This window comes from Romboutsia sp. 1001713B170131_170501_G6 (genome assembly GCF_015668195.1).
Taxonomy (GTDB): Bacteria; Bacillota; Clostridia; order Peptostreptococcales; family Peptostreptococcaceae; genus Romboutsia_C.
The window spans coordinates 1-12988 of the sequence record NZ_JADPFC010000007.1; the positions used below are offsets into that span (position 1 = coordinate 1).

Sequence of the window (12988 nt, forward strand, 5' to 3'; positions counted from 1 at the left end):
GTAGGAGTTTGGACCGTGTCTCAGTTCCAATGTGGCCGATCACCCTCTCAGGTCGGCTACTGATCGTCGCCTTGGTAAGCCGTTACCTTACCAACTAGCTAATCAGACGCGGGTCCATCCTGTACCGCAAAAGCTTTGATAAGAAAGCCATGCGACTCTCTCATATTATCTCGTATTAGCATACCTTTCGGTATGTTATCCGTGTGTACAGGGCAGGTTACCCACGCGTTACTCACCCGTCCGCCGCTCTTCACCGAAGTGAATCGCTCGACTTGCATGTGTTAGGCACGCCGCCAGCGTTCATCCTGAGCCAGGATCAAACTCTCAAATAAAAGTTGTTACCTGCTCAGACTATCATTATCTGAATATCTGGCTTGGTTTGTTTTCGATTCTTTTAAGAATCAGTTATATAAATTAACCTACTGTTTAATTTTCAAAGTTCTTATTTACACTTTTCTGTGTTTTTGTTTTGCCCTTTTCTTAAGGACAAGTAATACTATATCACCTTATTTTTATATCGTCAATACTTTTTCAAAACTTTTTTTAATTTTATTTTGCTATTTTAGTTATATATATATTCATTTGTTCTCTATCCTTAGTAATAGCAACACTTCTAGACTTTTTATTTTTACTCAAATCTAAAATTTTTATTACATCTTTACAAAAATAAATCATAACTTCTCCAACCAATAAACTAACACATATTAAACATATCCAATTTATAACTCCAAACATACTATTTCCCCCTAAACTTAATTTTATGTAATTTTCTATATTTTCATTAAGATTTCCTTTATAAAAATTAATCTATATATCTTCATTTTTTATTTTTTTAGTCTTCATTCTCTCATTTGGATGCTACATTCCTCACTATTTTATATACTTTTTTAATGATTCTTGCTAAAAATTATATTTTTTTATTTAATTTTTTATTAATTATTTATATAATAGTTAAGATTTTTAATGCTTAAAATACATTATTTCTAGTTATAATCACTATACTATGCTTAAACCTTAATCATCATAAAAACAAAATAAAAACCCTATAAAATAGCTTTAACGCTATTTTATAGGGTTTTTATTTATAATCTATTCTTCGTCTGCTTTGTTGCTTGCAGAGTTATCTATTGGTTTCATTGTTGGGAATAAAATTACGTCTCTTATAGATGGAGAATTTGTTAATAACATCATAACTCTATCTATACCTATTCCTAATCCACCAGTTGGAGGAAGACCTACTTCTAGAGCATTTACAAAATCTTCATCCATATCACAAGCTTCGTCATCTCCTAATTCTTTCTTTCTTAATTGGTCCATAAATCTTTCTTTTTGATCTATTGGATCATTTAATTCAGAGAATGCATTGGCTAACTCCCACTTATTTGCGAATGCTTCGAATCTATCTGTTTTTCTTGGATCTTCTACATTTCTCTTAGCAAGTGGAGATACTTCAACTGGATGGTGAGTTATAAATGTAGGTTGGATTAACTTATCTTCTCCAAATTCTTCGAACATTGCATTTATAACTTCTCCTCTTCTCATTCCAGGAGTTATTTCTATTCCTTTTTCCTTAGCAACTGCTAAAGCTTCTTCATCTGTGTTTATTTTTGAGAAATCTACACCAGTATATTCTTTAACACAGTCTTCCATAGTCATTCTTCTCCATGGCGGAGTGAAGTCTATTTCAGTTCCTTGATAATTTACCTTCATGCTTCCTGTAGCAGCTTCAGCCATATAAGCTATAACATTTTCAGTTATATCCATCATGTCTGTGTAATCTGCATAAGCTTGGTATAATTCTATAGCAGTATACTCTGGGTTATGCTTTATAGACATACCTTCATTTCTAAACATTCTACCCATTTCATATACTTTATCAAATCCACCAACTATAAGTCTCTTTAAGTATAACTCGTTGGCAATTCTCATGTACATAGGTATATCTAATGTATTGTGATGAGTTATGAAAGGTCTAGCATTAGCCCCACCAGCTATAGTATTTAATATTGGTGTTTCAACTTCTAAGAACCCTCTTTCATCTAAGAAAGATCTTAAAGCTTTTAATGCTTTAGTTCTTGTTAAGAAAGCATCCTTAACTTCTGGGTTAACTATTAAGTCAACATATCTTTGTCTGTATCTTAAATCTTGGTCTTTTAATCCATGATATTTTTCTGGTAATATTTGAAGTGATTTAGATAATAAAACAACTTCATTTGCTTTTACAGAGATTTCTTCTTTTTTAGTCTTGAATACTTCACCTTCAAGCCCTATTATATCTCCTATATCATATGTAGAGAATATAGCATACTCTTCTTCACCTATTCTATCAAGTCTAACATAGCATTGTATTCTTCCGTCTTGATCTTGTATATCGATGAATCCTGCTTTACCTTGAAGTCTCTTACTCATTATACGTCCAGCTATTCTAACTACTTTTCCTTCAAATTCTTCAAAGTTATTTTTTATTTCCATAGAGTTAGTAGTTCTGTCATATCTACTTTGGTGGAAAGGATCTCTTCCCATTTCTTGTAGCTTAGCTAACTTATCTCTTCTTATTTGAAGAACTTCACTAAGTTCTTCTTGAGTTTGATCATTATTCATTTGTTGATCATTATTCATTTGTTTTACCTCCCATATTATCTTTTTATTTCTAATATTTCAAACTTAGCAACTCCGTCTGGTACTTGTACTTCTACAACATCTCCTATAGTTCTTCCTAAAAGAGCTTTTCCTACAGGAGATTCATTTGATATTCTTCCTTCATATGGGTCTGCTTCTGCTGAACCTACTATTGTATATTCAACTTCTTCATCAAATTCAACATCGTTTACCTTAACTATCGAACCTATAGTAACAACATTAACATCTATTTGACTTTCATCTATGATAACAGCTCTTCTTATCATACTTTCTAACTTCATTATTCTCTCTTCAACTTGAGCTTGCTCATTCTTAGCTTCATCATACTCAGAGTTTTCAGATATATCTCCAAAAGATATAGCTACCTTTATTCTATCAGCAACTTCTCTTCTTCTTACAGTTTTTAAAAACTCTACTTCTTCCTCTAACTTATCGAATCCTTCTTGAGTTAACAGTATTTCTTTCTTATCTTCCATGACCCCTACAACTCCTTCACTATGTATTTGGGCATAAGCCCAATTTTTAAATTTTGCTCAAAATATACATTTTTAATTTATGCGCTATATTATAAGTTACTCTTATTTCAATGTCAAGCAGTCTTCCATATACTCACGTAGCTTAGCTACTACTTCTTCGTGGCTTTCTATCTTATTTATTTCATCTCTAACTCTAGCAGAGTTTTTAAGTCCTTTTAGGTACCAACCTATATGCTTTCTCATTTCTCTTACAGCAACATATTCTCCATGCTCTTTTACCGCTAAATCTAAATGTTTAATAGAAGTGTTTATCTTTTCTTCTAATGTTGGCTCTGGTAATATCTCACCAGTTTGCATGTAATGGTTTATTCTCTTGAATATCCATGGGTTACCTTGAGCCCCTCTACCTATCATTATAGCATCACAATTTGTTTTGTCTAATATATTTCTAGCATCTTCTACTGTAAATACATCTCCATTTCCTATGACAGGTATGCTTATATTTTTCTTTATTTCACCTATTATATCCCAATCTGCTTTTCCAGAATAATATTGTTCTCTAGTTCTACCATGTATCGCTAGGGCACTTATACCACAAGCTTCTGCTATTTTAGCTATTTCAACTGCATTTACACTATTATCATCCCAGCCTTTTCTTATTTTTAAAGTTACCGGCTTGTCTGAATTTTTAACTACAGCCTTTAAAACTTCTTCAGCAAGCTTAGGATTTCTCATAAGAGCTGACCCATCACCATTTTTAACAACTTTAGGTGCTGGACATCCCATATTTATATCTAATACTTCATTTGGGTATTCATTCATTATTTGAGCAGCTCTTCCCATAAACTCTGGGTCTGAACCAAATATTTGAACTGCTACTGGATGTTCTGCATCTTCTATTTTAAGCATTTTTTTAGTATTCTCATCATCATAACATAATGCCTTAGCATTTATCATTTCCGTATAAAGCATTCCACAGTTTTGTTCTTTACATATAAGCCTAAATGGTAAGTCTGTTACACCAGCCATCGGCGATAAAAAGACTTTATTTTCAAGCTCTAAATTTCCTATTTTTATCATTTGTCTCCTCCTATATGATGTATTTTTATTATTTATATATATCCATAAATTAATTCATTATCACAAAATTCATAATTGAGATACATGTTTTGAAATTGATTTATTCAAAAAAAGAATTGGGCAAATAACCCAATTCCCTCTATTCTTTGTTCTTCTCGTATATTAATCTTAATCCTTCTAAAGTTAAGTATTTATCTACATAGTCTATAGAATCTGTTTCTGATGCTATAAGAGTTGATAATCCTCCTGTAGCAACAACTTTTATGTTTTCATAATCAAGTTCTTTTTTCATCATATCTATTATCTTGTCAACTAATCCCACATATCCATAAACTATTCCAGCTTGCATAGCTGATACAGTATTTTTGCATACTGTAGTTCCTGGTTTTATAAGTTCAACTCTAGGAAGTTTTGATGCTCTTTGGAATAAAGCTTCACTTGATATCTTTATTCCTGGAGCTATAGTCCCTCCTAAGTATTCCCCTTTATCAGATATAGCACAGAATGTTGTAGCTGTTCCGAAATCAACTATTATAAGTGGATATTTGTACTTTTCTATACCAGCAACAGCATTTACAATTCTATCTGCTCCTACTTGCTTAGGATTATCATATTTTATATTTAATCCTGTTTTTATCCCAGGACCAACTATCTTAGGATTTATGTTACAGTACTTTATACAAAAATTTTCAAGAGAATGCATTACATTTGGTACAACTGAAGATATTATTATATCCTCTATTTCATTTATATCTATATTATCAAATTTAAATAAGTTACTTATTAACATTCCATACTCATCAGACGTCTTTTCTTTGTCTGTGTTTATTCTCCAGTCTTTTATTAACTGTTTTTCTTTATATATACCTAAAACCATATTGGTATTTCCAACATCAAATACTAAAAGCATTTATTATTAACCTTCTTTCTACCTTTTGATGACTTTTTTAAGGGCCATTACAACAGGTGATACTACTAAAGCTCCAACTATCGCTTCAGGTATACCATTTGTCGCTGCAAGAGTAAATATAAATGTTCCTGCAGTAGAAGCACTCGCCCCACTTACTTCAGCAAACCTAGCTCCATATAAGATATAAATCATGCCTAAAACACCTGCTGTGTTTATTATAGAACCTAATCCTCCGGCTAATAATCCTGATATAGATGCTTTTTTAGTTAACTTCATAGTGAATTCATATATATAATACGCTAGTATTCCTATCAACACTCTTGGAAGTATAGACACTAGTGGATTAATAAATGCGAAAGATGTTATCGTAGGTTGCGTCAACGCCTTTATAAGGCTAGTCAGACCAAATATAAACCCTACTGTAGCTCCAACTATAGGACCTTCTATAATTGAACCTATGATAACAGGTATATGCATTATAGTTGCATTAGTGGGTCCTATAGGTATATACCCTATCCCTGGTATCATTGACATCATAATAGATATTGCGGAAAGCACACCTATTATAGCCATCTTTCTTACGTTCACATTTTTTGTAGCTTTTGTTTGCACGTTCATAAAATACACCTCCGTTCCAGCTCATAAAGATGCCGGACTTCTTAAATTATTTAGTTTTTTATTCTCTTGATATCAAGTCAGGCTCCTATATTTCAAGGATGCCAGCTGCAACAAGAATAATTGTATCAATAGGAAATGACATTGTCAATAATTCTTAATTTCCTATTATTTCTTTATAAGAAGGTATATTCTTTATAGAGTTTGCATTTTTTATTGCATTTATTACACTTTTTTCTACAACCTCTGTAGCTATGGAACTAATTAGAGTTATATCTGACTCTATTTCTCCTGTAGCCATTGTAAAAATTGTATCTCCATCATGAGGTGTATGTATAGGGAATATAGATTTTGCATAACCATTATGTGCTACTTGAGATACTTTCTTGCACCCTGCTTTATCCAACTTAGCATTAGTAACAACTACACCTATAGTAGTGTTATCTATGCTAAATCCACCTTTTGAGAATCCTTCTTTCAAAATATCATAAGTGCTAAGATTTTTCTTTTTACTATCATCTAAAACCCCAGCTATTAATTTCCCATCTTCATATATATCTCCAAAAGCATTTACAGCGACTAATGCAGATACAACTAATCCATTTTCTAATTTTATAGAATAACTTCCTATTCCACCTTTCATACAATATTCTGGTCCTCTTATCTTCCCTACTGTAGCTCCACATCCTGCACCATAATTACCTTGTCTTAACTCTTTATCCGTGGCAGCTTCACAAGCCTTATACCCCATATCTATATTTGGTCTACATTTTGGATCCCCTACTATTAAATCAAATAATACAGCTCCAACTACAATAGGTACTTTAGCTACTCCAACATCAAACCCTATATTATGTTCTTCCAAATATTTACTTACTCCACATGTAGATTCTAATCCAAATGCAGAACCACCAGACAGAACAACTGCATGTACTTTTTGTATCATATTTATAGGATCTAATAAATCAGTTTCTCTTGTTCCAGGTGCTGAACCTCTAACGTCTACTCCACATGTAGCACCTTCTTCACATATAACAACAGTACATCCTGTTAACCCTTCAGTATCTTGAACTTGACCTACTTTTATGCCTTTTACATCTAAAATATTGTTATACATATCCTTTAATCCCCCTTATAGAAACCTCTCCTGATATAATCTCTTTAATAGAACCATCATTTCTTCTTATAATTAAATTTCCCTCTTCATTTATATCTAAACATCTAACTAATTCTTTTTCTTCACCTCTTATGATATATATTTCTTTTCCAATTATAGCTGAATGCCTTCTACAAATATCTAAAACTTTTTCTTTTGAATTATTATTTATATACTCTAAATACAGACTTTCAAATTCTAATAATATATTCCTTACTATATCGACTCTAGATATAATATAATTTTCTTTATATAGAGATGTAGCTACATCACATATTTCCTGGGAAAACTCCATAGTTTTTACATTTATTCCAATACCTAAGACAATATGATTAATTCTTTCTATTTCTGCGGATAGTTCAGTTAATATTCCACATATTTTTTTCTCATTTAATATAATGTCGTTTGGCCATTTGATTTTAGCATTTACACCTAGCTTATTTAAAGCTTCCACTATACTTGCTCCCGCTATTAATGTTATGAATGGTGCCTTGTATGGAATTATATTTGGTTTAAGTATTATACTCATCCATATCCCTTCATACGAATTAGAATGCCAACTTCTACCTAGCCTACCTCTACCTTTTATTTGCTCTTCACTTATAATAACTGTACCTTCAGACTCTTCATTGCCTATTTTTTTAGCATAATCATTTGTAGAGTCAATTGTATTAAAATGAATAATTTTCTTACCTAAAATTTTAGTATTTAAATTATGATATATGTTATCATAAGTAAGCAAATCATCGGGCTTTTCTATCAATCTATACCCTTTCTTGTTTACCGATTCAATATTATATCCCTCTTCTCTAAGAGATTTTATATGTTTCCAAATAGCTGCTCTAGATATTCCTAATTTTTTAGATAATTCTTCCCCTGAAATAAATTTACTTTTATTATCTAATATTTCTTGTATTACTTTTTTTCTCATCCTTCACCTCTATCTATAAAAACTTTATACAACTATATTACTTTTTAATTTATAACTAATTATACATTATCTATTAATATTTTCACATTTTAAATAACTTATAATTTTAATTTATTTTTAATCACTAGTATATTAATCAGAATTCTAATAAAATAACTATTTATTTAACACTTTAAAGCTTTTTCTATCCAATAAGAATAAAAAATATCACCGTTCACTATAAAAAGGTTTATAACCTACTCTATTAGATTTAATTTTATATTTTTTAATATACTAAATACATTATAGATTTATAACATAAAAAAGAACCTTGATTAATCAAGGTTCTTTTTTATACTATTCGTTATCTATATCATTTTGAGTAGTGTCTTCATTTGTAGTATTTTCTAAGTTATTTTGCTCCACATCAGACTCTTCTTTTGTTATAGCAGTTGTATCAACTTTAGATTCAGCATTTTCTAAAGGCAATTCTTTATCAAAAGCTTTTATAAATTGCTCTGCATCTAAAGTTTCATGTACTAGTAATGCTTGAGCTATATACTCTAAACTATCCATATTATCTTGTAGTAATTTTTTAGTTCTAGCATAAGCTTCATCAACTATTCTACTTACTTCCTTGTCTATTTCATAAGCTATTTCTTCTGAGTAATTCTTTTTAGAATTGAAGCTATTTCCTAGGAATACTTCATCTTCTTGATCACCAAATGCCATAGGTCCAAGTTTTGAACTCATTCCGTATTTAGTAACCATGCTTCTAGCTGTAGATGCTACTCTTTCTAAGTCATTTGATGCTCCTGTAGATATATCATCTAAAACTAATTCTTCAGCAACTCTACCACCTAATAAGACAACTATATTTTCTTTCATTTCATTCTTTGTTGCATAGAATTTATCTTCAACAGGAAGTTGCATAGTAAATCCTCCTGCTCTTCCTCTTGGTACTATTGTAACTTGGTGAACTGGACTTACATGTTCAAGTACGTGCGCACAAACCGCATGACCTGCTTCATGATATGCTGTAAGTCTTCTTTCAGGTTCACTTATTACTCTAGATTTCTTAGCAACACCTGCTATAACTTTTGTTATAGCTTCTTCTATTGTTTCCATTTGGATTTTCTTTTCTCTTTTTCTAGCTGTTAATATAGCAGCTTCATTCATTAAGTTTTCTATATCTGCTGGAGTAAATCCAGGTGTTCTCTTAGCTAAAACTTCAATATTAACATCATCTGCTAATGGCTTATTCTTAGAATGAACCTTAAATATAGCTTCTCTACCTTTAACATCTGGCGCTCCTACAACTACCTGTCTGTCAAATCTTCCTGGTCTAAGTAATGCTGGGTCAAGTATATCTGGTCTATTTGTTGCAGCCATTATTATGATTCCTTGATTAACACCAAAACCATCCATTTCAACTAAAAGCTGATTAAGTGTTTGCTCTCTCTCATCATGACCTCCGCCAAGACCTGCTCCTCTTTTTCTACCAACAGCATCTATTTCGTCTATAAATATTATAGCCGGTGCATTCTTTTTAGCTTGTTCAAATAGGTCTCTAACTCTAGATGCCCCTACCCCAACAAACATTTCAACGAAGTCAGAACCACTTATACTAAAGAATGGAACTCCTGCTTCTCCTGCAACTGCTCTTGATAAGTAAGTCTTACCTGTACCTGGAGGACCTACCATAAGTATACCTTTTGGTATCCTTGCCCCTAAATCAATATACTTTTTAGGGTTTTTCAAGAAGTCTACAACTTCTTGTAAATCTTCTTTTTCTTCATTTAAACCTGCTACATCTTTAAATGTAACTCTAGTTTTTTCATCATCTTTATGAACCTTGGCTTTTGATTTACCGAAGTTCATAACCTTTCCGCCTCCACCTTGAGACTGATTCATGAAGACAAACCATATTATTACCATGAAGAATATTAATAATAGTGTCGGTAACATTTCTACAAACCAAGGAGTTGATGGTCTTGGTTCTCCACCAAACACTAATTTACCTTGCATAGCTTGACTTAAGATTTCATCAGCTAATTTATCTCCCATTACTTCTTTTGGAACATATGACCTAAACTTTTTATTAGAGTCTTTTATAGTTCCTTCTACTGCAGTTCCATCAACAAAATGTATTCTTGATACATTTCCTTTTTCTAGCTCTCTGTAAACTTTAGAGAACTGCATATCTTCTATCTTTTCAGTAGGTTTTCCTGAAAACTGTACTATTCCTACTATGATTATAAATATTAGTAGGTAGAAACCTATTCCCTTGAAAAATTTATTCAAAAGAAGTCCTCCTTTCCTATATCGTTTTATTCTATATTTTCTTAAAGGTAATCTTTAAGACTTCCTTTGTATTATTGTCTATTTTGTAATTTTCGCTATTTCTATAATCACCTACACATAATATGCCTTGCTCATCTACTATTATAGGTACATTATTTCTTTCTTCTCTAGGTATTTTTAAATCTATAAATAAATCTTTTATTTTCTTACTTCCTGCTGAAAGCTTTATCTTATCGCCTTCATGTCTACTTCTTACTACTATACCCCCTTTTACTTTACCAAAATCAAAAGCTTTAGATTTCTTATCTAGTTTCATACTCTTATATCTATCTATATTCATGGTTTGAGTTTCTAAAACTAAATTAAGCTCTTTTACTTTAATAAAACCATTACTAGGTAAATTATAACAAAACTCTATAGTTTCGTTAACTATTTCTTTATTAGTTAATAGTATAGTATTTTTTCTTCTATATGCAAATATCCCCCTTGGAAGGGTTATCATTTTATCTATTTTTTTATTATCTTCTAATTGCATAATGTCTTCTATATGCTTTTGGTCTACAAAGTTAGTATCTCCAAGTATATGTTTTATACCTTTTCTTAATACCCTCACCTTGATAGCATTATGAAGTTTTGAGTACTTTTGTATATCTATTTCGCAGGCATTTTCTTGTAAATTAGAAACTTCTTTAAATTTAATTTCTGATTCTTCTTGGATATAGTCACTATCAGTTTTTAAACTATTACTCATTCTTACTATAGATTCTATTACATTTGGATTAAAATTATCCTTCATATATGGTATAAGTTCTAATCTTATTTTATTTCTGGTGTATATAGTTTCTAGGTTTGTATGATCTATTCTTGGATTTAATTCGTATTCTTCACAATAAGCTTCTATATCTTTTCTATCTATATCTAATATAGGTCTTATTATATTATTGTCTCTTATATATTCTATTCCTCTTAATCCTTGAAGTCCAGTCCCTCTCATTATTCTCATAAGTATAGTTTCTGCTTGATCATTTAAGTTATGACCTATAGCTATCTTATTAGATTTGGTCTTTTGTTTTATTTCTTCAAACATTTCATATCTAAGCTTTCTTGCACCTTCTTCTACAGATAAACCATTTTCTTTACAGTATTTAGGTACATCTATAGATTTAACAAAGGATGTCACTCCTAAGTTTTCACAAAGTTGAGTTATATATAGTGCATCTTTTTGTGCTTCTATACCTCTTATTTGGTGATTTAAATGAGCTGCATATACTTCGATATCTAACTTTTCTTTTAGTCTATAAAGTATATGCAATAGACAAACAGAGTCTGGTCCCCCAGAAAGTCCTAAAACTATTTTATCTCCATCTTCTATTAGCTTATATTTATTTATAGTACTTAGTACTTTTTCAAATATCATATATTAATACCTCTTACATCTAGTTTTTAGTAACTTTTTATGTATAAAGTTTCTATAAAAAAACTATAAACCCTTGTACGTTTTAAAAAACATTCAAAGTTTAGTATAGTTATTATAATACCAAATAAATTAAATAAAAGGTAGTACTTTAACTACCTTTATAAAATTTATATATTTCTATTATTCTTTAATTTCTAACAAAATATCTATTTTATTTCTACCGTTAAACAAATTCATTATATTTATGTCATAATCTATATTTAATTTTATGCAGTTTTCTGTTTTTTTATCTATTTTTAATTCTCTTGTTTTAGTCTCTATTATAAATAAACCTTGTGGAGTTCTATATTTACTTTTATTTACAACTCCCTTTTCAAAATTCATAGTAGAATTTACTTCACCGAACTTCTTTATACTAATCTTATTATCAGATATTTTAATAGTTGTTGTAGTCGGTTTATCCATTTCCACTTCCTTATAAACTACATATAAATCTTCATTTTTATAGTATATGTTTGCATCAACTTGTTGTTTTATAGTATCCAGTACTCTTTTCTTTTCATATTGCGTTGTAACTATATTTATTTTAGCATTCACTTCTTTTTCCTCCTAAAACAAATATAAACTTTAGATAATATCTAAAGTTTATATTTGTTGATTAGTACTTTTGTATTTCAACATGATTTACATTATCTATATCTCTCTTTATAAACTCTGTGGCTATACTAGCGAATTTTTCAGGTATATCAGAGACATAGTATTCATAATATGCTCTTTCATTACCATCTTCTCTTAATATATCTTCTTCTTCTAGTATTTTTTTCAAATCCATAGCAGTTTCTTTAGCTGGATTCACTAATCTAATCTCTTCTCCAACATATTCTCCAATAGTTCTCTTTAATATTGGGTAGTGAGTGCATCCTAGCACTAAAGAGTCTATCCCTTCATTAACTAACTCTTCTAAATATTTTTCAGCTGTTAGTCTAGCTATTTCCGTATTTGCCCAACCTTCTTCTACTATTGGAACAAATAAATTACAAGCTTTATCTATTATTTTTATATCTTTATCTATTTTAGCTATTTCTGCATTATAAGCTTTAGAACGTACCGTACCTTCTGTTCCAATAACACCCACTATTTTGTTTTTTGTAGAATATGCAGCTGTTCTAGCACCTGCTTCTATAACACCTATTATAGGTATATCATATTTTTCATTAGCTTCTTTTAAACATCTAGCCGTAGCTGTATTACAAGCTATTACAATAGCTTTTACACCTTTAGATATTAAAAAATTTATTGCTTGGAAGGTATATTTCATTACTGTATCTTTTGATCTAGGACCATAGGGAACTCTTGCTGTATCCCCAAAGTATATTATATTTTCATTAGGTAATATTTTCATTATTTCTTTTAAAACTGTTAATCCACCTAACCCAGAATCAAACACCCCTATAGGTCTATTGTTCATCATAAACACCTG

12 protein-coding genes and 1 rRNA gene are annotated in these 12988 nt (G+C 30.6%); all 13 read right to left on the reverse strand.

What is annotated here, in order from left to right:
• Positions 1-332 (reverse strand): 16S ribosomal RNA (locus tag I4U89_RS12675); the annotation flags it as partial.
• 217 nt (positions 333-549) lie between these two features.
• Entirely contained in the window at positions 550-735 is a 186-nt protein-coding gene (locus I4U89_RS12680) for a hypothetical protein (protein WP_195940718.1), read from the reverse strand.
• A 354-nt stretch (positions 736-1089) separates the two neighbouring features.
• On the reverse strand, positions 1090-2619 hold the full coding sequence (lysS, locus tag I4U89_RS12685; protein WP_195940719.1) for a lysine--tRNA ligase: 1530 nt from the start codon (positions 2617-2619) through the stop codon (positions 1090-1092).
• A gap of 17 nt (positions 2620-2636) precedes the next feature.
• The gene (gene greA / locus I4U89_RS12690; protein ID WP_092921514.1) at positions 2637-3116 is read right to left on the reverse strand and encodes a transcription elongation factor GreA; all 480 of its coding nucleotides are present in this window, start codon (positions 3114-3116) and stop codon (positions 2637-2639) included.
• 102 nt (positions 3117-3218) lie between these two features.
• A complete protein-coding gene (gene dusB / locus I4U89_RS12695) occupies positions 3219-4193 on the reverse strand; it encodes a tRNA dihydrouridine synthase DusB (protein WP_195940778.1) in 975 nt (324 codons plus the stop codon).
• 142 nt (positions 4194-4335) lie between these two features.
• Entirely contained in the window at positions 4336-5106 is a 771-nt protein-coding gene (locus I4U89_RS12700; RefSeq protein WP_195940720.1) for a type III pantothenate kinase, read from the reverse strand.
• Positions 5107-5124: 18 nt separating this feature from the next.
• On the reverse strand, positions 5125-5724 hold the full coding sequence (locus tag I4U89_RS12705; RefSeq protein WP_243279217.1) for an ECF transporter S component: 600 nt from the start codon (positions 5722-5724) through the stop codon (positions 5125-5127).
• Positions 5725-5878: 154 nt separating this feature from the next.
• Positions 5879-6838, reverse strand: a complete 960-nt coding sequence (locus I4U89_RS12710; protein ID WP_195940721.1) for a P1 family peptidase — start codon at positions 6836-6838, stop codon at positions 5879-5881.
• Positions 6831-7808, reverse strand: a complete 978-nt coding sequence (locus I4U89_RS12715) for a biotin--[acetyl-CoA-carboxylase] ligase (protein WP_195940722.1) — start codon at positions 7806-7808, stop codon at positions 6831-6833. The genes I4U89_RS12710 and I4U89_RS12715 overlap by 8 nt, the downstream gene beginning before the upstream one ends.
• Positions 7809-8144: 336 nt before the next feature.
• The gene (gene ftsH, locus I4U89_RS12720; RefSeq protein ID WP_195940723.1) at positions 8145-10091 is read right to left on the reverse strand and encodes an ATP-dependent zinc metalloprotease FtsH; all 1947 of its coding nucleotides are present in this window, start codon (positions 10089-10091) and stop codon (positions 8145-8147) included.
• Between the two features lie 31 nt (positions 10092-10122).
• A complete protein-coding gene (tilS, locus tag I4U89_RS12725; RefSeq protein ID WP_195940724.1) occupies positions 10123-11508 on the reverse strand; it encodes a tRNA lysidine(34) synthetase TilS in 1386 nt (461 codons plus the stop codon).
• A gap of 180 nt (positions 11509-11688) precedes the next feature.
• On the reverse strand, positions 11689-12105 hold the full coding sequence (locus I4U89_RS12730; protein ID WP_195940725.1) for a DUF1934 domain-containing protein: 417 nt from the start codon (positions 12103-12105) through the stop codon (positions 11689-11691).
• A 61-nt stretch (positions 12106-12166) separates the two neighbouring features.
• A complete protein-coding gene (murI, locus tag I4U89_RS12735; protein ID WP_195940780.1) occupies positions 12167-12976 on the reverse strand; it encodes a glutamate racemase in 810 nt (269 codons plus the stop codon).
• Positions 12977-12988 lie beyond the last annotated feature (12 nt).

Bases quoted from the DNA above. Each gene is read 5' to 3' on its own strand.
- I4U89_RS12700 (WP_195940720.1), bottom strand. From the start codon at position 5,106: ATGCTTTTAGTATTTGATGTTGGAAATACCAATATGGTTTTAGGTATA.
- I4U89_RS12705 (WP_243279217.1), bottom strand. From the start codon at position 5,724: ATGAACGTGCAAACAAAAGCTACAAAAAATGTGAACGTAAGAAAGATG.
- murI (WP_195940780.1), bottom strand. From the start codon at position 12,976: ATGAACAATAGACCTATAGGGGTGTTTGATTCTGGGTTAGGTGGATTA.
- I4U89_RS12710 (WP_195940721.1), bottom strand. From the start codon at position 6,838: ATGTATAACAATATTTTAGATGTAAAAGGCATAAAAGTAGGTCAAGTT.
- tilS (WP_195940724.1), bottom strand. From the start codon at position 11,508: ATGATATTTGAAAAAGTACTAAGTACTATAAATAAATATAAGCTAATA.
- lysS (WP_195940719.1), bottom strand. From the start codon at position 2,619: ATGAATAATGATCAACAAATGAATAATGATCAAACTCAAGAAGAACTT.
- I4U89_RS12680 (WP_195940718.1), bottom strand. From the start codon at position 735: ATGTTTGGAGTTATAAATTGGATATGTTTAATATGTGTTAGTTTATTG.
- I4U89_RS12715 (WP_195940722.1), bottom strand. From the start codon at position 7,808: ATGAGAAAAAAAGTAATACAAGAAATATTAGATAATAAAAGTAAATTT.
- greA (WP_092921514.1), bottom strand. From the start codon at position 3,116: ATGGAAGATAAGAAAGAAATACTGTTAACTCAAGAAGGATTCGATAAG.